Raw genomic sequence first — 21,016 nt, forward strand, 5'->3', positions numbered from 1 at the left:
CTGTCGTGACCGCGTCCACTATGCAGTATCTGACACAACACCCACCCTAGGTGGGCACCCAAGAAGGATGGGTATGTGCTTCGCATGTTTGTCGGTGGTCAATAGCTGCAGGGAAACGCCCGGTCCCATTCCGAACCCGGAAGCTAAGCCTGCACACGCTGATGGTACTGCAACCGGGAGGTTGTGGGAGAGTAAGTCACCGCCGACACCAAACAACAAAAACACAACAAAATACAACAAAGAAGAGGACGGTATACCACCGCCCTCTTCTTTTTGCGTTTTACCAGCCCTCCCGGCCGGTGGAAGGCCTCATCTGCAAAGCCAAGAGTACGGCTGAAGGCTATGGAGGGGAGAGTCTGGGCGGACTCACATCTTGTCACCGGCCCCAACGTGGCAAGGGCGCCCCGCGCTGTCTATGTATTCGCGGGCTATTGAACTATTTTTACTATCACCGCATTGCCTATCCTGTAGCAGCCAACGGTTTCAACCAAGGCCACCGAGAAGCCGGTAGCACGAGGCTCGGCGTACCGGGCTTGTGCTACTGAAAATCGATGAGACGGTGTGTATATAGGGGCAGGGCGGACTCAAACTCGCGCGGCTTTTCACTAAGGGGATCGGTGAATTCGATGCGCGTTGCCGTTAGGTGCATAGGAATACGCATGTCCTCTGCGTCTTCGGGAAAAATCTCTGGGTAGACCGGGTCGCCCACGATGGGTACGCCTGCTTGCCACATATGGAGACGCAATTGATGGGTCTTACCCGTGGTTGGTTGTAGCGTGTACTTTCCCAATTGTGGCAGGTAGCCGTGGATTTTTTCATAAGGGGTGTTGTCTATTTGCTCGACTGAAGTGAGTGTGGTGAATGCGTTAGGGGGACCGTCGCCGATTCGGCCCTGGATTTCGCCGGGGGTCTTGGTAAGGTGCGAGGACCATTGGAGGGGCGTCGGAAAGCGCTGGTATTTGGCGATCGCTTGATAGGTTTTTGAGACTTTCTTTTCAGCGAAAAGCGTTTGGTAGGCCCCGCGCACCTCACGGTGTTTGGTAAATAGCAAGATTCCGGATGTAAGTCTGTCTAGGCGGTGTGCTGGTGCAAGTTCGTTGTTTCCGGTCATTCGCCGCAGCTGGACTGTAGCGGTCTGGACGATATGTCGGGCCCGTGGCATGGTGGCCATGAACGGTGGCTTATCGGCGATGAGAATGTGTTCATCTTCATAGAGAACGGGGATGTCATAAGGCACCGGTATCTCGGGTCCCGGCATGCGGTAGAAAAAGACGTCCTCATCTTGGCGCAAGACGGATTCCGGGCGGAGCTGGGTTTGGTTGCGTAGGACCACCTCGCCGGAGTCAAAGCGCGCTTGGAGCGCGGCGGCGTCATCGTGAGGATGCCGGTGGCGTTGTGCCGAGATTACTGCACTAAGAAAATCCCAGGCGGTTATGTTTGCCTCAGGGGTGCGCACGCGGGTTGGGTTTAGGCCGTCTTTAATCGGTAAAGGCGTGAAACCCTTTCTGCGATGTATTAAGGTTTTGTCCATGGATTTTAACTCTCTCATTGAACCGGTTGTTGCCTTTTTCTCTGAAGGTATCGGCGCCGTAATTCGCACCGTCTTGGAATTTGTTTACACCGTTATGTTCCCGTCGAATTCTGAGGCCGCAACCATCAACCCTCAAGCCTAATCCGTACTATAATTAAGGTATAACCACGGAAAGGACACATCATGGCCAAGGAAGACATTGTAGTCGTTGCCGTTGACGGTTCGGAAGCATCCAAGAATGCAGTCCGCTGGGCCGCAAATACGGCTATGAAGCGCGAGATTCCTCTTCGAATTGCATCGAGCTACACCATGCCGCAGTTCTTGTACGCAGAGGGCATGGTACCGCCGAAGGAACTTTTCGATGACTTGCAGGCCGAGACGCTGGAAAAAATCGAAGAGGCCCGCGCTATCGCTCATGAGGTTGCCCCAGAGCTGAAGATTGGTCACACGGTGGCTGAGGGCTCCCCGATCGATATGCTGCTGGAAATGTCGCATGATGTCACCATGATCGTTATGGGCTCCCGCGGCATGGGTGGATTGTCTGGCATGGTGATGGGCTCTGTCTCCGCTTCGGTTGTCTCCCACGCTTCTTGCCCAGTGGTCGTCGTTCGCGAAGATAATCACGTTACGGACTCCACCAAGTACGGTCCTGTCGTGGTCGGTGTGGATGGCTCTGAGGTTTCGCAGAAGGCCACTGCTTATGCATTCCGTGAGGCGCAGGCTCGTGGCGCCGCTTTGATTGCGGTTCACACCTGGATGGATATGCAGGTACAGGCTTCCTTGGCTGGTCTTTCGGCCGCCCAGTCTGAGTGGGCTGATATCGAGAAGGAGCAGAGCGAGCTGCTGGCTGAAAACCTCAAGGAGCCGCGCGAGGAGTACCCAGACGTAGAGGTCAAGCAGCTTATCGCCCGAGATCGTCCAGTGAGCGCTTTGACCGAAGCCGCAGAAGGTGCGCAGCTTCTGGTTGTGGGCTCCCATGGCCGCGGCGGCTTTAAGGGTATGCTCTTGGGCTCGACCTCCCGCGCATTGCTGCAGTCCGCACCATGCCCGATGATGGTTGTTCGCCCGGATGAGGACAACTAAAAGCTACTGAGTATAAGGCGCTCCGCTCATATGGGCGGAGCGCCTTTGTTGTTGCGTACCCCCTTGGGTAGGTTCGCTCGTGTACATTGGGGTGTACCCGCTAATTTAGGAGGATTGCATGAATTTGGGTTTGGGGCTTATTAGCTCGATTGTTATCGGTATTATTGCTGGCTGGCTGGCAGAAAAGATTATGAAGCGCGACCACGGCTTGTTGACCAACCTTATTGTTGGTGTGCTGGGCGGCATTATCGGCGGAATGATTATCCACTTCCTGAACATTGAGGAAGGCGGATGGATCTTCTCCTTGATTGCTGCTACCGGTGGTGCTTGTATCCTGTTGTGGATCGTGGGGCTCATTAAGAAGTAGCCCGAATCTAATTCGCGTACAAACCGGTTTGTCTATAAGGTATAGATGAACCGGCTTTGTCGTTTTAGAGAGGAAACCATGGCAGAAAAGAAGTCGCGTCGTAATCGGCCCAGCCCGCGTAGTCGGCTGCTGGAATCGGCGACCAAGCTCTTTACTACCGAGGGCATTCGTGTCATCGGAATTGACCGTATCCTGCGTGAGGCGGATGTAGCTAAGGCTTCTTTGTACTCCTTATTTGGTTCCAAGGATGCGCTCGTAATCGCCTATGTGGAAGCTTTGGACGAGAAGTTCCGCCAGGATTGGGAGCAGCGCACTGCGGAGATGACGGATCCGGATCAAAAGATCCTGGCCTTTTTTGATAAAGCGATTGAGGAAGAACCCAAGCAGGATTTCCGCGGATCCCACTTTTTGAATGCGGCCGGAGAATACCCGCGACCAGAAACTGAAGCTGAGCACGGGATCGTGGCTGCATGTATTGAGCACCGTAACTGGGTGCACTCTACCTTGACGGCATTGTTGACTGAGCGCAATGGGTACCCATCCTCTTCGCAGGCGAGCCAGCTTTTGATCTTCTTGGATGGTGGTCGCGCCGGCGCTCGGCTCACCAAGGAGATTGGGCCGCTGCAGACGGCTCGCGAACTGGCTACTCAGATGCTTTCTGCTCCCCCTGCTGATTATTCGATTTAAGATACTTTCGTGCCTCCATACGTAGCCGGTTGACCCGCTTCTTCTCTTCCTTGGAGAGGGCGGGTTCTTTTTCGCGCTTGCGCCAGCGGCGGATGCTGTCTCGGCGCATAGTATGAACGTCCTCAGTAAGTGGGTAGTCGCGGTGCAAAATGATCTCAAACATGGCGGTTTGGATCAGCGTGAAGAGATACGCGCAGCCCCAGTAGAGAATGATTGCTACCGGGATTGGTCCGGTTTGGGCCAAGTGCCATAGGAAGAATGGGATGACTAAGAGCAAAAAGCCCATGATGATGAAGACGCGACGGTTGACCTTTTGATCAAACTGAGTGGTGCGGAAGCTGCGCACCAGAGAAATAACAGAATTAGCCATGGTAAAGGTAATAGCGGCTATCAAGATGGGGTTGATGAGGTCGCCGTGTTCGCGGGCGAAATCCGTCAACGGGGCGCCGTAGAAGGTAGTTTGGCGGAAGGCCGACACATCGGAGGCATTCAGCATTCCCACGGTGGTGGAGCCGCGCTCGATATTAGACATGCGCAGGAGCACCTGGTAGAGGCCGATGAAGGCCGGGATCATGATGAGTGGGGGAAAACAGCCCGCTGCAGGGTTATAGTTGTAGCTCTTCATGAGGTTCTTTTCCTCTTGCATGAGCTCCACCATTTCCTCGGTAGTGGTGGCGTTGTTCATCTGCTTTTTGATGCGGTTGTTTTCTGGGCGGATGAGTGCGCCGATACGGGCGGAACGTACGGAAATCCAGTTCAGGGGGACAACGACGCCACGCACGGTGATAACGAGCAGAATGATCGAGATCAGCCAAGCTGTGGATTCACTGACGAAGCTGCTGACGATCCAGTGCCAGAATTTCATGATTCCAGAAACCGGGTACATGAAGACTTCGTACATACTTAACCTTTCATGGGCAGTATGGTCTAAGGCATGACTAAAGTTCTTGGGGAACTCATGCTAACCATTGGCGTGGTTCTTTTACTCTTTGCATTCTATGAAGCCTATTGGACAAATGTAGAATCCGGGCAGTTGCAAGAAGAGGCGAGTGCCGATCTTGAAGAGCAATGGAGGAACCCACGCCAGAAGATGGAGCCGGAATTGGGCGAGGCATTCGCCCAGCTCTACATTCCCACCTTTGGTTCTGACTATCACTTCGCCATCATTGAGGGCACCAATGAAGATGATCTGCTCCGCGGTCCTGGTCGCTACGTAGATTCCCAGATGCCGGGGGAGATGGGAAACTTTGCCGTTGCCGGCCACCGCGTGGGCAAGGGGGCTCCCTTTAATGATCTAGGCAAGCTGGAGACCTGCGATGACATCGTGGTGGAGACGCAAACGGAGCGAATCACCTATCGCGTACTGCCCATTGATGGAGAGCAGGCGGATTGCTTTAACGGAATACCGCCGGAGTATTCCCACGTGGTTGGCCGGCATATTACAACGCCTGGCGATGTCTCAGTGACCAACCCAGTACCAGAGTCTGACGCCGCGCCGAATCGCGAGATCCTTACCCTGACCACATGCCACCCGCAATTTTCCAATGCGGAGCGCATGATTGTGCACGCTATGGAAGTAGAAAAGGAGGAGAAATAATGTATCGCGCTTTATGGAATTTTTTGCCGGGGCCGACACCGGTAAAGATCATCTTGGCCATCGCCATTGCGGTGGGAGTTTTCTTCCTGCTGATGGAGGTTGTATTCCCGTGGCTGTCGCCAATGATGCCGTATAACGATGTCGCGGTCTAAAGGCCTAAGTTCGCAATCGCCTCGTGGGCGATCTGCTCTGATTTAACCGTTTGTTGCTGGTTGCTCCATACCAGCACCGCGTGCGTGTCCTTCTGCACGGCGTATACGGCGTGTTCATCGACCACGCCCCGGCCGCCTTCCCAACCGTCAAAAGAGGCGGGTTCAGTGGCGTCGATAGGTGCGGCCCAATCCACTGCGGCGCGAGCGTCTTCGGCCGTGGGCATATCCCGCACGATGACGGTGGCTTGCGGGTCGTCCTGATAAGACCAGAATACGCAGGCTGGGGTGGGAAAGCGCGTGTCGATGCCCTGTTTGGTCAGGCGCTGGCCGTTGGTTTCTTCTAGCCAGCCGGGGCCGATATAGGGGCAATCGCTCCAGTCATTGACCTCCGCGGTCTGAGAGACGTTAACCTCCGGGGCTTCCGCGGATCCCGGAGCTACTGTGCTGGTTGGCGCGGGGGTGGGTGCCGATGAATCGCAGCCGGCGATCCCAAAGGTGGCTAGAGCGAGAAGGGACAGTAGGCTTTTGCGCATGAGCTCCACAATAGACCGGGATACCGATGCGCTGCGTAGCGGTATCCACATCTTGACCGCTGGCCTGCTGGTGGTAGGCATTTTTACCTCCGCGCGGATGCCGCTTTCGCAAGCGATTATTAACCTGCTGCTCTTGGTGGGTTTTGCGGCGGTATATTTCGCGGGCTCGGTGTACGGGGAGAACTGGGCTAGGCCGGTGCGCTACTTGTGGTTATGCATCCTATCGGTGCTGTGGGTGGCGGACTTATTCGTGGCCCCAGCGGCAATCTATTTGGTCTTCGCCATGTTCTTCTTATACCTCACGGTACTGGATATGGCAGCGGGCATCGTGTGCGTCATTGGCGCCTCAATCATCACGGTGGTGGTGCAGATTCCGCAGGGGCTGACCTTTGGTGGGGTGATGGGGCCGGCGGTCTCGGCGCTGGTGACGATAGCGATTACCTACGCCTTCCGTACGCTATCACGGATGAATAAGGAGCTGATAGAAACTCGGTCGCAGCTAGCTGCCACGGAGCGCGATGCTGGCATGGTGGCCGAGCGTCAGCGCATTGCGCACGAGATTCATGACACCCTTGCCCAAGGGCTGTCTTCTATTCAAATGCTTTTGCATTCGGCGGACCGCGATTTGGATAAGCAGGACGTGGACAAGGCGCGAGAGCGCATCGAATTGGCCCGAAGGACGGCCGCGGATAATCTACACGAGGCTCGGGCGATGATTGCGGCCTTGCAGCCGCCAACGCTCAATGAGGCTTCCCTTGAGGCGGCGTTGACCCGCATGGCGGAGAACTTTGGTGCTACTGGAGACATCCACGTAGAGGTGGAATCCGAAGGTGAAGTACAACAGTTGCCCATGAAGGTAGAGGCGGCGTTATTGCGGATTGCGCAGGGGGCTGTGGGGAACGTCGTCAAGCATGCAGGGGCGAGCCGCGCCCGGATTACGGTGACCTATGAGGGCGATGAGGTGCGCCTGGACGTGGTGGATAATGGCAAGGGCTTTGATCCGGCCGCGGTGGAGAGTACCCCTGCAGGGCTGGGACATATTGGTCTGGCCGCAATCAGGCGCCGCGCGCAGGAGCTAGGCGGGGAGGTCATTATTGAATCCGCGCCGGGGGAGGGCACTGCTGTGTCAGCTAGTATGCCCTTAAACAGCCGAGTAGATTAAACTTTTGGTTGACAATGACATCGATAGGAGGAATGTCGTGATTCGGGTCCTATTAGCAGATGACCACGAAATCGTCCGGCTAGGCTTGCGCTCCGTGCTGGAGGGCGCAGAAGATATCGACGTCGTAGGGGAGGTCGCTACGGCCGAAGCTGCGGTTTCGGCTGCGCAGGCGGGCGGCATCGATGTCATCTTGATGGACCTGCGCTTTGGCGCCGGCGTGGAAGGGACCCGCGTTATGGGTGGTGCGGAGGCTACCGCGCAGATTCGATCCGCCATGGCCACCCCGCCCAAGGTTCTGGTGGTCACTAACTATGACACCGATGCGGATATTCTCGGCGCGATTGAGGCCGGCGCCGTGGGCTATCTCCTCAAGGATGCACCACCGCAGGAGTTGCTCGCGGCGGTACGCTCGACTGCGGAGGGCGATTCGGCGCTTTCTCCTATCGTGGCCGATAGGCTAATGACTCGCGTACGCACGCCGCGTACTTCCCTTACACCGCGCGAGTTAGAAGTATTGCAGCTGGTGGCAGCCGGTGCTTCAAACCGCCAGATTGGACAAGATCTTATGTTGTCTGAGGCCACCGTGAAGTCCCACCTTGTGCACATTTATGACAAGTTGGGTGTGCGTTCGCGCACCTCCGCCGTGGCGGCTGCGCGCGAGCAGGGCGTGCTCTAGTTGGCAGCGTTATAGGCCTCGATGACGTCCTGCGGGATCTTGCCCCGGTGCGCCACTGGCAGCCCTTGGGTGCGTGCCCATGCGCGGATCTGACTCGGATTGGCGCGCTGTGCATTGATGTCCGGGGCAACGCGGGCGGCATCCACGTAGGGGGCGAGAAGATTATGGAAGCGACGCGCGTTATCCGTGGAGAGATCGATAAGGTAGTTTTGACCGTTCACGCTGAAGTGAATGACTTCTAGCTGGTCTTCGGGAATTAGGGTGTGGTCCAAGTCGTCGTAAAATTGGGTCACTTCACGGCGGGACATTTTGCCTCCAATTTTCTAAATGCACACCAAGCAAAGAGAGCATTAATGGTGTTTCAGGGATAGGGCGATTAGAAGATTATCCGCATCTTTTTCTGGCTGAAAAGACTTTCCCCGAAAAATTCCGGAACTTTATGGAAAATAAATATATGCCACCACCGCCCCCTATTCGGTGGTGGCATAAATGATTTTACTGGGCCAGACGCTGCTGGATTTCCGCAGTAATGGAGTCAATCTCCGAGCTAATGGTCTTGTGTGCGCGGCGGCGCTGCTGCTTAGTCATAAACTCAGCATTGTCGATGGCGGAGTCTACTTCCTGGAGGCGGTCGCGCACATCGCGCTTGAATCCGGCCGGGATATCCGTGTTATCGAGGGAATTGCGGATACCTGCGGTGCGGGCCTTGAGCGGGGCACCGTAGCCGGAAAAGGAAGCCATCTGGTCTGAAGTTACGCCGGCTTTGGCGGCCTTTCGCTTTTCGCCTTCGGTTTTCAAGCCTACGTAGCCGCGGTAGAGAAGTGGCAGCAGCAGGGGAGCGGCGGTGCGCAGTGCACCGGCGTAGCGCTTGACGTTATCGGAATTAAAACGGCCGGCCTTGAGCTTGGCCAGTTCATTCTTGGCCATCTTCTCCTCGTGCTTGCGGCGCTTCTTTAGCCCCTTTTCCTCAGACTTGATGAGGTGCTTTTCCTGCTTGGCCAGGAGCTTTTGCTGGCGACGGCGGTCTTTAGACTGGGCCTTTACCTCTGCCTTAGCGCGGGTCTTGGCAGCCTTTGCCTGTGCGCGTGCTTCTTGGCGGGCCTTTTTAATTTTCTTCAGAATGCTCATTTAATTTCCCTCACGTTTGATCGAGTCTGGATTCAACTTTACCTTGCCATTCTATTAAGCTCACCCGGTGTGGAGGATGTGGTTGTTGCTTCGGACCTTGTGGGATGCCGTTACCGCTTAGTGCAGCGGCGTGCGCACCCCGAGATGCCGCGTACCCATGCCTCGATTGCCCGGGCGGAGCGCCACGCCGCCGCCGTGGAGGCGGTCATGCAGATGCTTCCGCGCAGGGGTTCCGGTCGTTTCCGCCGCATCGATTTAGAAGGCGATGAGTGGGAGCGCTCCATGCGCACCCTTGAGGCTGTGGTTTCCGGATATACGCACATCACCAATGCGGTCTTTGCTACCGAGGAGTGGATGGTGCACGTGGATGTGCTGCTGCGTGAGGGCGATAAATACACCCCGATCATCGTCTCCAATCATCGTGTGGCCCGCAAGAATGACACGAAGACGACGCTGGCGGTGCCCACCCACAGGTTGGGGCTGAGTGAGCCGCTCGAAGCCCCGTATAAGCTGCGCCACCATGCGGTGGATGGCTACCGCTTAGCTTTTGCCGCTCGTGCTTTGCAGGATCTAGGGCTTGATTCGGGCCGGGGCGGAGCCATTGGACAGGATCGCACGCGAGCATTTTTTACTGACACGGCCAGGTTTGATCTGGAACGCGCGTGGAATCAGCCGCTGCCTACTGCGCCGGTACGGGTTAAAGAGTGCGCTAGCTGCCGCTTCTGGTCTTTGTGTGAACCAGAGTTGGTGGCGGCGGATGATATTTCGCTCTTTTTATCCGGCGACCGCGCTAAGCCTTACCGCGAGCGAGGTATTACTTCCGTGCAGGCGCTTATCGAAGCCGACCTGGGCGAACCCTCCCGCCTTGCAGCCGCCTGGCGCGCCGGGGAAGTATTGTTGCGCCGCGGTGACGTGAACGTTCCGCGGGCGGACGTGGAAGTAGACGTGGATATGGAAGCCTACCTGGACCAGGGCGCGTATCTATGGGGAGCGTGGTACGACGGCGAGTATGTCCCTTTCGTGACCTGGGAGCCGTTGGGAGGGCGCGCCGAGGCGGAAAATTTTGCGGCCTTCTGGCGCTGGCTGATGGATCTGCGGGCGCAGGCGCATGCGCAGGGTAAAACCTTTGCTGCTTATTGCTACTCTGCCCATGGCGAGAATCACTGGATGCGTATGTCCGCGCGGCGTTTCCACGAGGTGGATGAGCGGGAGGTAGAAGAGTTCATCTCCTCGCCCGAGTGGGTGGATATGTTTGCCCACGTTAAAAGATCCTTCGCCGGCCCCTTTGGCCTGGGCCTGAAGGTTGTTGCGCCTGAGGCTGGGTTTACGTGGCCAGAAGAGGATTTCGACGGCGAAGAATCCGTGAATGCGCGGCGCGAGGCGCTAGCCGGGGACCTCGTGGCGCGGCAGCGTTTGCTGGACTATAACTCCGGCGATGTACAGGCCACCCGCGCGGTACGCGAGTGGATGGATGCCGGAGCACCGGGGGCTAAAGCGCTGTAAATAGGGCGTACACGACCGCGAGGATCGCTATGCCCATATATACCTGGTTCCATTCAGGTCCCGGCTTGGGATCTGGGCCCTCCGCCTTTTTCATTAAGACCTGTTTCTGGGCTTTGACCGCTCGGGCGATGAGCACGGGGTAGACAGCCAGAGAAAGGATGCACAGAAGGGAGGCGGCCACCTTGAGCAGGGAAACATCGGTACCGATCCAGATGAGTAGCCCGCCATTGACGAATGTGGCACGCAATAAGCCGAGTTTGTCTAGCTGCTGTAGGCCCGCTCGGACGGCAGAGGGGCCGCCACCCATGGTGGTGGGCAAGAGGTAACTCATGACGCCGATGAGGAGCTGACCGGCAAACCCCACCAGCAAGGCGAGGGAAGGCAGTGCCGGTGCAGGGGTGAAAAAGTGCTGGACGGTGTAATACGCCAAAGACAGCACCAGCCATAACGAGGCCATAAGGACGGAGACCGAGGCGAAAGTAATGCGATCGCGCGGGTCTTTAGCCACTGTGAGCACGTTGTCGAGCCACTGCTGCAGACTCAGTACCCAACCGCAGCAGTACATGATTAGGCCCAACTGGGGGAATCCGAGGAAGGCCCCAATGATGGTGGCGGCCACGCCGACGGCGAGCAGGGCAAAGGAGGAACGCATGTGGCGATTGATACCTTGGGTGCGCCAAATGGAGGGGAAAAGGATGGTGAGGGAGCCGGCCGCTGCCAAGCCGATGAAACCGCCGATATTGGCGGCGATATGGGCGAGCAGCAGCGTAGGGTGGCCGGGGTGGACCGCTAGCAGTGCGCCAAACATGGCGCCTACCGGCAGGCAGAGGGCGGAAAGTGCATAGGCGCCCACCACCGGCCGGAAGCGCTTTTCTTTGGCGCCGCGCCATTGCCGGAAGAGCGATGCCGCATGCCAAAGCACCATGAGAATAATGAGCGTGGCTCCCACCTGGGTGACTATCCAGTGATGGGACCAGAATTCCATAAGGACTTGGCCGAGTAGCGTGATGATGATGCCGGCATTGAGGCCATAGATGCGACCCAATTGGGTGGGCCGGGTGGAATCGGGGAGGCGCTGTTGGGTGAATTTTTCCGTCAGGTGCTGTGACCAGACCATGATGCTATTGCTCACTAGTCCGAGGGTGAACAGGTGAATGAGCACCCATCGGTAATTCGGCACCAGGGTATGCGTGGCACCCACGAGGATGAAGACCATCATCCACAGAGATACGGGCCGAGAGGCCCTTCGGTGCCACGTCCGCGCCGACCACTTATTCTCAGGCATAAAACCGATATTAGTCGGATTTAATCCTGGTCCAAGTCAGCGCACTAAGGCTAAGGGCCACCGCGGTGAAGAAGGCAATGAAGAGGGGCCAGGAAAGGGCGTCGAAAAGCATGCCCGCACACGCTCCCACCACAGAAGAGCCGAAATAATAGCAGAATACGTACATCGAGGACGCCTCCGCGCGGTCATGGGTGGCAATCTGGCCTACCCACCCGGAGGCGGTGGAGTGGACGGCGAAAAAGCCCACGGTAAAGGCGATCATGCCCAGGAGCGTCATGGGAAGGTTACCGGCGCATAATGCGATGCCAAGGGTAAAAAGTGCGGCTGAAGCACAGAGGGTTTTCCCATGCCCGATCCGTGCCACGAGAGAGCCCGCCCGCGCAGAGGACCACGTGCCGGAAAGATAGAAGAGGAAGGCCAAACCGGCGAGTGAAGGGGCCAACCCAAAATCATCGATGAGCCGGAAGGTCAGGAAGTTGTACATGGAGACAAATGTGCCCATAGAGAGGAACGCGGTGAGAAAGAGCAATGCCAAATCCCGGTTAGCCCAGTGGCCGAAAAGCGCCCGACTTTCGCTGGTGAGATGGATGGATTTCGGCCGGAAGTTGCGTTGCGCGGGAAGCAGGAGCCACGACGTGATGGCAAAGGCGAGCGAAACTAGCGCCGAACCAAAAAGGGCCCAGCGCCACGTGGAAATCTCTACCAGCCCGGTAGGAATGAGACGGCCGGTAAGGCCGCCGACGGAGGTGCCTGCAATGTAGAGCCCCATGGCGCGCGGCAGCGCTTTATCATCGAGTTCTTCAGAAAGCCATGCCATCGCGGTAGCAGGTGCACCGGAGAGGAGAGCGCCCTGCAGGCCGCGCAGCAAAATAAGATGCCATCCTTCGGCAGCGAGCGGCACAATGAGCCCCACGCTGGTGGCGGAAACGGCCGAAATAAGCAGGATACGGCCGCGGCCGAAGCGTTCGGAGAGGATGGAAGCGGGGACGACGCACAGGGCCAGCGCGCCCGTAGCGGCCGATACGGTCATGGCCGCCTCGGTGGAGGAAAGACCCATGTTTTGTACCAGCGTGGGAAGAATAGCTTGGGTGGAATAAAGGCTGGAGAAGATGGCCAAGCCCACTAGGAGCATGGCTACCGTTGCACGCCGCGTTCTAGTCATGTCATTTAGCCTGCCTTGTGGCACTGCATGTGTAAAATGTGGAAAATTACAAAAAGCGATGCGGAGCATGCATGAATGTTGAAGATATCCGCGGCTTCCTCGCCGTGGTGGATTACGGTCGGGTTGGCGCTGCGGCCGATGAGCTGGGGATTTCCCAATCTGCACTGACCCGCCGCGTACAGCGCGTAGAAGCAAGCCTCGGTGCCCGTCTTTTTGAGCGCACTGGGCACACCCTGCATGTAAACTCGCGCGGAACCGTCTTCGCTGCGACAGGACGGGAAATGCTCCGCGCCTATGAGTCAGGCCGGGACGATGTAGCCCGCCTCATGGACCCCGAACGAGGTACCGTGCGCCTTGATTTCATGCACTCGCTCGGCACCTGGCTGGTTCCGGATCTGATCAAAAGTTATCGCGAGCTGCACCCCCACGTGGATATTCGCCTGCACCAAGGGGCGGCGCAAGAGCTGGTGAGCAGAGTAGAAAATGGCGAATCCGACCTCGCGCTGGTAGGCCCGCGGCCGAATGCCGCATTGGGCTGGCACCAGATAAAGGTGCAGCGCCTAGGTCTTGCGGTACCGGAAGGCCACTGGGCAGCACACCGGCAAGAGGTAGATCTTGCGGAATGTGCGGCCGAGCCGTTCATCGGCATGCTTCCCGGCTATGGCACGCGCATGCTCCTTGATGCCCTGGCGGAAGATGCCGGCTTTAGTCCCCACCTTGTTTTCGAATCGATGGAGCTTACCACCGTTGCGGGGCTGGTAGCGGCCGGCCTTGGGGTGGCGCTCTTGCCGCTGGATGATCCTTATCTACAGGTGGGAAGCCTAGTTCCCCTTACGCCGCCGGCGTACCGCGAACTCGGTTTGGTGTGGCGCGCCGGGGACGATGCGCCTCCGGTGCAGCAATTCCGGGAGTTTATCCGGGCATAGAAAAGGCCGCCCCAGAGGGGGCGGCCTGTGTAACTAAAAGGAGTTACTTGGTGGCTGCAGCGAAGCGCTCAGCAACGTCATCCCAGTTGAAGACGTTCCATACGGCCTTTACGTAATCAGCCTTAACGTTCTTGTACTGCAGGTAGAAAGCGTGCTCCCACATATCCAGCATCAGCAGCGGGGTGAAGTTGATGGAGGTATTACCCTGCTGGTCAGTCAGCTGCTCGATGATCAGGCGGCCAGCAATGTGGTCGTAGCCCAGAACTGCCCAGCCAGAGCCCTGCAGGGAGGTAGCGGCAGCGGAGAAGTGAGCCTTGAACTTCTCAAAGGAGCCGAAGTCGCGGTTGATAGCTTCTGCCAGCTCGCCGGTTGGCTCGCCGCCACCATTCGGGGATAGGTTCTTCCAGAAGATGGAGTGGTTGGTGTGGCCACCCAGGTTAAATGCCAAGTTCTTGGACAGGGCACGGATACGATCCGGGTTAGCCTCGCCGTTGCGCTCTTCCTCGAGCGCCTCGAGTGCAGCGTTAGCGCCAGCAACGTAGGTTGCGTGGTGCTTATCGTGGTGGAGCTCCATGATCTCTGCGGAGATGTGTGGCTCCAGTGCGTCGAATGCGTATGGGAGGTCAGGAAGTTCGTAAACAGCCATTAATTTAATCCTTTCTTCGGGTACGTGTCCCGATGATAGGCACGGTTGAAAGATTTCGCCATGATTAATTCGAATTGTGGAACCAGCGCGAAAATTAACTGGCTGTGGAATAGCTTTTCGCAGTACAACGTTGGGAAGAAGGAATAAGGAAGGAGCTATGCCTCATGTGGATGTTTAAACCAGAGCCCAAGCTCGTTGCCGCAGACCAAGCCCTGTCAGGGCGAGCCGAACCGATTCTGGCCCCTGCCCCGCATGCTGTTTTAGGAACGCCGATTACCGGACCGTGGAAAGAAGGGCAGCGCTCCATCCTCATTGCACTGGGATGTTTCTGGGGTGCGGAGAAGATGTTCTGGGAGACAGAAGGAGTGGAGTCCACCTCGGTGGGCTATGCGGGTGGCACTACCCCGAATCCTACGTATTACGAGGTATGCCGCGGACTGACCAACCATGCCGAGGTGGTTCAGGTGGTTTATGACCCGCAACGCATCAGCCTGCGTGATCTTGTGGTGCAGGCCCTTGAGGCGCATGATCCCACCCAGGGCTTCCGTCAGGGCAATGATGTAGGCACGCAATATCGCTCTGCCTTCTATCCACGCACGGAGGATGAGCGGGCAGAAATCCAGGACATCGTGGATTCCTATGCAAACAAGCTCAAGGAATTCGGATTCGGAGATACCACCACGGAGGTTAAACTTCTCTCCGATACAGATTCCGGGGAGTACTACCTAGCTGAGGACGAGCATCAGCAGTATTTACATAAGGTGCCCAATGGATACTGCCCGCACCACAGCACCGGGGTGAAGTGCGATTAAGCGTCGCGCCGGATGAAGCGGGCAATCTTCTTAGCCAACTTTGGGGTGAGCGATTGGCGCGATTGGGATCCTAAAACCTCGTCCCAATACCAGAGCATTTCCTCAAAATAGTTGTGTCCGTGCCCGCCGGGGACGTTGAGGGAATTGATTTGGTCCAAGCCAATTTGCCACCAGGTAATAAATGGCACCCAGTGCAGCTGCCGGAAGGTATCCGCGTGCAGGGCCTCCGGCTGCGGTTCATGGATCCATGTGGGCCTGCGCACAAGGAGATTCAGGTCCCACCACACGATGGCGTCGGAAGCGTGTTGGGCAATGAGCATGCGGGGCCGGCGCCAGGTATGGGCGAAGTCGTTGCCAAAGGCGTCGTGCAGCGTGTGGTCCGGGGCCGCTGCGTAGCGCACATGTTTACCGCCATCGATAACGGGCAGACGTTCCAAAGAGCCAATGTCTCGGCGCAAACGCTGGGTAAAATGCGTCATGCGTGGAGGGCCGGAAAAGACGGCGCCATTGCAGGCAGAAAGTAGGTCCTCCACATTATGGTAGTTATCCATAATGGCGTAGGCTCCAAGCGATTCACCTGCAAAATAGAGCCGAGGGCGGTTTTCCTCCGGTAGCTTATCTATTTCTTCTTGTATCACCCGAATCAATTCGCGGGCTGCCTGCTTCGGGGCGTTTTTATCTACAAGGTAAGCAAAGACCGAAGGCAGATAGGAATATTGCATGGTGACGGTGACGCAATCACCGCCGGTTAAAAACTCATAGGAGCACGCGCCCCAATTATTTATCCATCCCGAACCCGCAGGCATCTGGATAACAATAGTTTCGCGCCTTAGGGCACCAGTGCGCTCGAGTTCGGCGCGAACTTTCTCTGCGGATTGCCGGAAGGAACGCCCCGGAATGTATCCGGCATAGATGCGGATGGGCTCTTTCGCATTGATTCCCGTTGCCATGCGGATATCGCGGGCGCGGGGGCCATTAGAAACAAAGCGGCGCCCCTGCTGCCCCAGCGCCGACCACGGCTCGAGCGACCACGGGCTACCGGACCGCTCCGGCTCCCAAGGCATGGAGGTGCCGGGGAAAATTTGCTTATTGATTCTTTGCGCTTGGTGCGAAAGTGAGCGCAACCAGCGCCGAAAAACCACGCGATCAGAAAGGGCAAAGGCCGTTAGGCTCAGTCCTGCGGTAACAACCGGCCAAGCGATAAGCGCCGGAACCCAGCGTCCCAACTGGCGCGATAATTTAGTAACGGCCAGCTGTGTGGCTTCCCCGATAAGCAGTAGTGTGCCATAGCCTGCGGTGCCAGCGGCCAAGCCGATCGCCGCCGTAACGGGCCCGCGCACGAGCTGTTTATTTACTAACTCCGCCTGCTTTTTCTGGTTGCGCAACGAAAGTACGGCATTAAAGGCGGTGCCGGCGCCGATAGCAAGGTGCAGGATCTGTCGATGTTGTGGCCCCAGGCGGTCCTGGGGGCGCTTACCAATGCTGTTGAGTAGGAAGCTTGTCGAAGCCGCCCCCAAATGTCCGATGCCCTGGCCAATGGCTACATTGGCGGCAGTCACCCACCACGGGCGAGGGAGGAGAGAGGGTGAAATTGCTGCCCACGTGGCTAATTCCGCACCCAAAATTCCAGCCGACATATTGGGCGGTAAGGTTTGCCGGCTGGTCATACGGACGATGGGCGTGAGATCCGCGGCTACGCCAAGAGCGATTAGTGCAGCGCGGCGGAGAGCGCGTTTCATAATGCCCGATTGTCCCAGATTTCGGTGGGAATTTCAGGGTGAGATCTAGCCCGTGCAAAACCCCCCAAAAAGTTGCACAATGGGGTCATGGCAAATCATGTAGGAAACAAGGTAGTTCTCATCGGCGCCGGCGACGTGGGAGTCGCCTACGCCTTCGCTCTCATCAACCAAAGCATCGTTGACCACCTGGCAATCATCGACATCGATGAAAAGAAGCTAGAGGGCAACGTCATGGACCTCAATCACGGCGTTGTTTGGGCCCCCACCCGCACTCGCGTCACCAAGGGCACCTACGCCGATTGCGCAGACGCCGATATGGTTGTCATCTGCGCCGGTGCCGCACAGAAGCCGGGCGAAACCCGCCTCGACCTGGTGGGCAAAAACGTCAAGATCATGAACAGCATCGTCTCCGATGTCATGGCCAATGACTTTGACGGCATCTTCCTTGTCGCCTCCAACCCAGTGGACATCCTGACCTACGCCGTATGGAAGGCCTCCGGCCTGGACCACAAGCGAGTCATCGGCTCCGGCACCGTGCTGGACTCCGCTCGCTTCCGCTACATGTTGGGTGAGCTAGAAGGCGTTGCCCCGAAGTCCGTTCACGCCTACATCGTGGGCGAGCACGGCGATTCCGAGCTGCCGGCCGTCTCTACTGCCAATATCGCTGGTGTTCCGTTGTCCAAGAAGTTCGACACGGATCCGGAGTACGCTGAGCGCATCGAGAAGATCTTCGAAGATACCCGCGATGCTGCCTACTCCATCATTGATGCCAAGGGTTCTACCTCTTTCGGCATCGGCATGGGCCTAGCCCGCATTACCGCCGCCGTCATCCAGAACCAGGACGTGGCTCTGCCAGTGTCTGCGTATCTGCAGGGCGAGTACGGCGTAGAAGATCTCTACATCGGCACTGCCGCCATTATCAATCGTTCCGGCATCGTGCGCGCGATTGAGCTGCAGCTCAATGAGCACGAAAAGGAGCGTTTCGATGCTTCTGCGAAGACCCTGAATGACATCAAGGAAGAGTTCTTCGGCTAGTGAAGATTGTCGCCCACAGGGGATACTCCGGAAAATATCCAGAGCTATCCCCTCTAGCTTTTGAGAAGGCTTTAGATTTGCCAATTCATGGCGTCGAGTGCGATGTGCGCTTGACGCGCGATGGAAAGGTAGTGGTCCAACACGATCCCACGTTGGACCGCACTGCGGGGCGCCCCGGCCGCATTTCCAAGCTGGACTGGGAAGAATTGCGCGGCGTGGACATCGGTTCGGGCCAACGCATGATGCTTCTCGATGAACTCTTGGAGCTACTCGAGGGCAAACCGCACCACCTATACATCGAGACCAAGCACCCCTCCGGGCAGGGCGACATCCTGGAGGAGCAAACGGTGCTGCGCCTGCGTTATGCAGGGCTTTTCGACGATCCCCGGATCCACATCATTTCCTTTTCCCACCATGCCATTCGGCGGATGCAAAACTTGGCGCCGCATATGGACCGGATTTATCTCCGCCGCGATTGGGAACGCCACGTCAACCGGCCCGATGTGATGTTGTCCAAGCCCACCGCTCTGGGCGTATCCTTGCTGCGTGCGAAGCTACAGCCAGCAATTATCGGTGCCCAGGGATTGCCTACTTACCTGTGGACCGTAGATAAGCCGGAGGATATGAAGTGGGCGTGGGCCAATGGGGTGGATATGCTCGCTACCAACCAACCCGAAGTGGCCCTGCATGCCATTGAGCTCTAGTAACCAGGTATCTTGGAAGCATGGCCAAGAAGAAAAAGAACAAGGAACAGCTGCCTGATGGCATGTCCCGCCGCCAGGCAAAGCTCGCCGCCCGCGCCAAGGAGCGCGCTGCCCTAGAAAAGGATCCCCGCCCCTACGGTGGACTTGCTGCAGAGGCCAGCCTGGTCGCCATGCAGGAGTTCGTCCCCTCCGCTTTTGCCAAGCTTGAGGTCAAGGGCTGCGACAAGAACGTATATGTAGCCACCGTCTTGCCGGGTGCTTCTGCTGCGCTAATTCGTGATGCCGAATTTGGCGGCGATGCCTTCGTGGGCTTGCAGGTACAGTCGCATACCCATAACCCGGGCCGCGACCTCGCCTTTGCCCTCAACTGGGTGAAGAATAATGAGCCTGGCGCCACCCTGGAATCCACTGCGGCTGATGGCTCGGAGCCGAAGCTGGAAGAGCTTATCGACGCCTCCGCAGCCCTCGACGTGCAGGTGCACCAAGACTTCGAATGGTGGATCCCGGAGGGTGCACAGGTCACCCCGCAGATTGCGCAGTCCCTACGCGCAGCTAATGATTCCGTCATCGAATCCCACGAAGTGGGCGAGAACATCACCGGCGCTGCTTTCTGGGCAAATGCCGGCGGTGGCAAGGCCCATATTCGTTGGGTCCGCCCGAGTGACGATGAATCCGCATTCTTGAATGCGCTGGCACGCGTAGCCGCCCGCGGTGAGCTGAACCTCGGTGAAGATACCAAGTTTGCCGGTGTCTTCCGCACCCACGGCCTTATTGCCCCAGTCTTTGACTTGGATCCAGAGGTTGACCACGCTTCCTATGAGGACCACCTCACCCGCGTGGATAAGGCCCTGGAGGAGGAAATTTCTAATGATGCTCAGCTCAGCGCCGATGAGCGCAAGCAGCTCGAAAACATCAAGTCTCGCCAGGTGACCTTGCGTTAAAGACATAAAAAATGGCACCTCCTGTGGCGGAGGTGCCATTTTTTGATCCCTATTTGAGGGAATCCCACAACCCAGAGGCTGCTTCCTCGTCCCAGAGGACTACGTTGCCTACCTCGGTGTCTTGGAACCCACCGATGGGGACGGTTTCTGTTTCCACACCGGAGCCCATGGCAAGCGCCACGCGGGCAAGATGCCAGACGTGGTCACCGTTGCCCACGATGAACGAGGAAGCGGTGTGGTTGACCAAGGAGTAGGCGCGGAATGGGTTGATAATGGTGGCAGGAGAAGCCACCTTATCCAGCAAAGCGGAGAAGAATTCGCGCTGGCGCTGCACGCGGTCTAGGTCACCCATGGCAGTAGCACGGGTGCGCACGTAGCCCAAGGCATCGCGTCCCTTGAGCTTTTGGCAGCCGTCTTGGAGATCGATGCCGGCGAGCGGGTCATTGATGGGTTCTTTCACGCACACGTCCACACCGCCGACAGAATCGACCACATTGGCCAGGCCACCCATGCCGATTTCGGCATAGTGGTCGATGTGCAGACCGGTTGTCCCTTCAACGGTTTGGGCGAGTAGCTGCGGTCCACCGTAGGTAAAGGCGGCATTGATTTTGTCCATGCCAAAACCGGGGACCTCTACGTAGCTATCGCGCGGAATGGACACGAGCTTGGCCTTGCCGGTGCGGGGAATGTGCAGCAGCATGATGGTATCGGTACGGCCTTCACCTACATCGCCGCCGGTGCCCAGTTCGGCCTGCTGTTCCTCGCTGAGGCCCTGACGAGAATCGGAACCGACGAGCAACCAATTGGTGCCGGCGGTATTAGACACTTGGTCTTCTGGAAGCGCTTCGACACGGGTGAGGCGAGCATCGGTCCAAAACATGAAGACGAGGTTGAATACCAAGAGGACAACAAGCGCCATACCAATACAACCGAGGGCGCGCTTGGCCGGATTGACCTTCTTGCGGCGGCTATGCGGGCGCTGGCGGGGCGCAGGTCGGGGTTCGGTCCGACGGGGTGGGCGTTGCTGCGCTCGGTATTGACTCGGGTAGCGGCTCGGCGTTGGGGGTGGGGTGCGGCGCGGTGGCTGTTGCTGCCGCTGTGGCTGCGGAGCGCGGAAGGATTGCTGTTCCGGTTCGACGCGCCGCGGCGTCGGGCGGGCGGAGGAACGGCGTCGAATGGGGCGGCCGTATCGATCCTTGAGGGGACGCCCATCGGCCCCAAGGACGAATTCAGTGGAGGAACCGTCGCCGGCGCGGCGGGCCTCCCTATGCGGATCTCGTCCTGATTCAGTCATGCGCTATACCTTACAAGGTGCGGGGAGTTTCGCCCGCTTCGCGACGTCCCCCT

The 21,016-nt window shown here is 57.7% G+C and carries 24 protein-coding genes and 1 rRNA gene; 15 read left to right on the top strand and 10 right to left on the bottom strand.

Translation table 11 applies throughout. The features are described 5' to 3' along the window. Window positions 1-90 precede the first annotated feature (90 nt). Window positions 91-208 (top strand): 5S ribosomal RNA (rrf, locus tag I6I12_RS01530). Window positions 209-538: 330 nt separating this feature from the next. On the opposite strand, the gene I6I12_RS01535 is transcribed toward rrf, so the two are convergent. Next, entirely contained in the window at window positions 539-1,549 is a 1,011-nt protein-coding gene (locus I6I12_RS01535) for a pseudouridine synthase (protein ID WP_375545483.1), read from the bottom strand. On the opposite strand from I6I12_RS01535, the gene I6I12_RS01540 reads away from it, so the two are divergent. The 4 genes from I6I12_RS01540 (at window position 1,530) to I6I12_RS01555 (ending at window position 3,668) form a co-directional block, all read left to right on the top strand. After that, window positions 1,530-1,673 carry a hypothetical protein gene (locus tag I6I12_RS01540; RefSeq protein ID WP_023020120.1) on the top strand — a complete coding sequence of 48 codons (144 nt, stop codon included), beginning with the start codon at window positions 1,530-1,532 and terminating at the stop codon, window positions 1,671-1,673. The two genes, I6I12_RS01535 and I6I12_RS01540, sit on opposite strands and share 20 nt — an antisense overlap. 41 nt (window positions 1,674-1,714) lie before the next feature. Beyond that, window positions 1,715-2,614 carry a universal stress protein gene (locus tag I6I12_RS01545; RefSeq protein WP_200288525.1) on the top strand — a complete coding sequence of 300 codons (900 nt, stop codon included), beginning with the start codon at window positions 1,715-1,717 and terminating at the stop codon, window positions 2,612-2,614. A 118-nt stretch (window positions 2,615-2,732) separates the two neighbouring features. Continuing rightward, the gene (locus I6I12_RS01550) at window positions 2,733-2,981 is read left to right on the top strand and encodes a GlsB/YeaQ/YmgE family stress response membrane protein (RefSeq protein ID WP_005327014.1); all 249 of its coding nucleotides are present in this window, start codon (window positions 2,733-2,735) and stop codon (window positions 2,979-2,981) included. Window positions 2,982-3,059: 78 nt separating this feature from the next. After that, window positions 3,060-3,668 (top strand): TetR/AcrR family transcriptional regulator, encoded by a 609-nt coding sequence (locus I6I12_RS01555; RefSeq protein WP_023020118.1) that lies wholly within the window; start codon window positions 3,060-3,062, stop codon window positions 3,666-3,668. Here the strand turns inward: I6I12_RS01555 and yidC are convergent. After that, complete coding sequence (gene yidC, locus I6I12_RS01560; protein ID WP_023020117.1) at window positions 3,625-4,569, bottom strand: membrane protein insertase YidC; 945 nt, start codon at window positions 4,567-4,569, stop codon at window positions 3,625-3,627. The genes I6I12_RS01555 and yidC overlap by 44 nt on opposite strands. A gap of 33 nt (window positions 4,570-4,602) precedes the next feature. Between yidC and I6I12_RS01565 the strand changes: the two genes are divergently transcribed. After that, complete coding sequence (locus I6I12_RS01565) at window positions 4,603-5,265, top strand: class E sortase (RefSeq protein WP_200288526.1); 663 nt, start codon at window positions 4,603-4,605, stop codon at window positions 5,263-5,265. Beyond that, window positions 5,265-5,417 (top strand): hypothetical protein, encoded by a 153-nt coding sequence (locus I6I12_RS01570; protein ID WP_200288527.1) that lies wholly within the window; start codon window positions 5,265-5,267, stop codon window positions 5,415-5,417. The genes I6I12_RS01565 and I6I12_RS01570 overlap by 1 nt, the downstream gene beginning before the upstream one ends. On the opposite strand, the gene I6I12_RS01575 is transcribed toward I6I12_RS01570, so the two are convergent. After that, window positions 5,414-5,950 carry a DUF2020 domain-containing protein gene (locus I6I12_RS01575; RefSeq protein WP_200288528.1) on the bottom strand — a complete coding sequence of 179 codons (537 nt, stop codon included), beginning with the start codon at window positions 5,948-5,950 and terminating at the stop codon, window positions 5,414-5,416. The two genes, I6I12_RS01570 and I6I12_RS01575, sit on opposite strands and share 4 nt — an antisense overlap. Between I6I12_RS01575 and I6I12_RS01580 the strand changes: the two genes are divergently transcribed. Both I6I12_RS01580 and I6I12_RS01585 read left to right on the top strand, forming a co-directional pair. Continuing rightward, entirely contained in the window at window positions 5,949-7,112 is a 1,164-nt protein-coding gene (locus I6I12_RS01580) for a sensor histidine kinase (RefSeq protein WP_200288529.1), read from the top strand. The two genes, I6I12_RS01575 and I6I12_RS01580, sit on opposite strands and share 2 nt — an antisense overlap. A 37-nt stretch (window positions 7,113-7,149) precedes the next feature. Next, window positions 7,150-7,788 carry a LuxR C-terminal-related transcriptional regulator gene (locus I6I12_RS01585; RefSeq protein ID WP_023020112.1) on the top strand — a complete coding sequence of 213 codons (639 nt, stop codon included), beginning with the start codon at window positions 7,150-7,152 and terminating at the stop codon, window positions 7,786-7,788. On the opposite strand, the gene I6I12_RS01590 is transcribed toward I6I12_RS01585, so the two are convergent. Continuing rightward, window positions 7,785-8,096, bottom strand: coding sequence for a histone-like nucleoid-structuring protein Lsr2 (locus I6I12_RS01590; RefSeq protein WP_023020111.1), 312 nt, complete (start codon window positions 8,094-8,096; stop codon window positions 7,785-7,787). The genes I6I12_RS01585 and I6I12_RS01590 overlap by 4 nt on opposite strands. Window positions 8,097-8,283: 187 nt before the next feature. Further along, window positions 8,284-8,916 carry a DUF6474 family protein gene (locus I6I12_RS01595; RefSeq protein WP_023020110.1) on the bottom strand — a complete coding sequence of 211 codons (633 nt, stop codon included), beginning with the start codon at window positions 8,914-8,916 and terminating at the stop codon, window positions 8,284-8,286. A gap of 69 nt (window positions 8,917-8,985) precedes the next feature. Between I6I12_RS01595 and I6I12_RS01600 the strand changes: the two genes are divergently transcribed. Next, window positions 8,986-10,419 carry a TM0106 family RecB-like putative nuclease gene (locus I6I12_RS01600; RefSeq protein WP_200288530.1) on the top strand — a complete coding sequence of 478 codons (1,434 nt, stop codon included), beginning with the start codon at window positions 8,986-8,988 and terminating at the stop codon, window positions 10,417-10,419. Here I6I12_RS01600 and I6I12_RS01605 read toward each other — a convergent pair. Both I6I12_RS01605 and I6I12_RS01610 read right to left on the bottom strand, forming a co-directional pair. Then, window positions 10,406-11,704 (bottom strand): copper oxidase, encoded by a 1,299-nt coding sequence (locus tag I6I12_RS01605; protein ID WP_234288150.1) that lies wholly within the window; start codon window positions 11,702-11,704, stop codon window positions 10,406-10,408. The two genes, I6I12_RS01600 and I6I12_RS01605, sit on opposite strands and share 14 nt — an antisense overlap. A gap of 10 nt (window positions 11,705-11,714) precedes the next feature. Beyond that, complete coding sequence (locus I6I12_RS01610; protein WP_023020107.1) at window positions 11,715-12,866, bottom strand: MFS transporter; 1,152 nt, start codon at window positions 12,864-12,866, stop codon at window positions 11,715-11,717. Between the two features lie 71 nt (window positions 12,867-12,937). Here I6I12_RS01610 and I6I12_RS01615 point away from each other — a divergent pair, with 71 nt between their 5' ends. Further along, window positions 12,938-13,792 carry a LysR family transcriptional regulator gene (locus I6I12_RS01615; protein ID WP_023020106.1) on the top strand — a complete coding sequence of 285 codons (855 nt, stop codon included), beginning with the start codon at window positions 12,938-12,940 and terminating at the stop codon, window positions 13,790-13,792. 43 nt (window positions 13,793-13,835) lie between these two features. Here I6I12_RS01615 and I6I12_RS01620 read toward each other — a convergent pair whose 3' ends face one another. Next, a complete protein-coding gene (locus I6I12_RS01620) occupies window positions 13,836-14,438 on the bottom strand; it encodes a superoxide dismutase (protein ID WP_005325362.1) in 603 nt (200 codons plus the stop codon). Window positions 14,439-14,602: 164 nt separating this feature from the next. Between I6I12_RS01620 and msrA the strand changes: the two genes are divergently transcribed. Next, the gene (gene msrA, locus I6I12_RS01625; protein WP_023020105.1) at window positions 14,603-15,250 is read left to right on the top strand and encodes a peptide-methionine (S)-S-oxide reductase MsrA; all 648 of its coding nucleotides are present in this window, start codon (window positions 14,603-14,605) and stop codon (window positions 15,248-15,250) included. Here the strand turns inward: msrA and I6I12_RS01630 are convergent. Beyond that, the gene (locus I6I12_RS01630; protein WP_023020104.1) at window positions 15,247-16,989 is read right to left on the bottom strand and encodes an alpha/beta-hydrolase family protein; all 1,743 of its coding nucleotides are present in this window, start codon (window positions 16,987-16,989) and stop codon (window positions 15,247-15,249) included. The two genes, msrA and I6I12_RS01630, sit on opposite strands and share 4 nt — an antisense overlap. Before the next feature lie 87 nt (window positions 16,990-17,076). Between I6I12_RS01630 and I6I12_RS01635 the strand changes: the two genes are divergently transcribed. From I6I12_RS01635 to I6I12_RS01645, 3 genes are read left to right on the top strand one after another with little or no spacing between them, the layout of a single operon-like run. Further along, entirely contained in the window at window positions 17,077-18,024 is a 948-nt protein-coding gene (locus tag I6I12_RS01635; RefSeq protein ID WP_023027783.1) for an L-lactate dehydrogenase, read from the top strand. Then, window positions 18,024-18,728, top strand: coding sequence for a glycerophosphodiester phosphodiesterase family protein (locus I6I12_RS01640; RefSeq protein ID WP_023020102.1), 705 nt, complete (start codon window positions 18,024-18,026; stop codon window positions 18,726-18,728). The genes I6I12_RS01635 and I6I12_RS01640 overlap by 1 nt, the downstream gene beginning before the upstream one ends. Before the next feature lie 20 nt (window positions 18,729-18,748). Next, window positions 18,749-19,669, top strand: coding sequence for a DUF5926 family protein (locus tag I6I12_RS01645; protein ID WP_023020101.1), 921 nt, complete (start codon window positions 18,749-18,751; stop codon window positions 19,667-19,669). Between the two features lie 49 nt (window positions 19,670-19,718). Here the strand turns inward: I6I12_RS01645 and I6I12_RS01650 are convergent, their stop codons facing one another. Beyond that, the gene (locus tag I6I12_RS01650) at window positions 19,719-20,963 is read right to left on the bottom strand and encodes an LCP family protein (protein ID WP_023020100.1); all 1,245 of its coding nucleotides are present in this window, start codon (window positions 20,961-20,963) and stop codon (window positions 19,719-19,721) included. Between the last annotated feature and the right edge of the window lie 53 nt (window positions 20,964-21,016).

This window comes from Corynebacterium kefirresidentii (assembly GCF_016599755.1).
Lineage (GTDB): Bacteria > Actinomycetota > Actinomycetes > Mycobacteriales > Mycobacteriaceae > Corynebacterium > Corynebacterium kefirresidentii.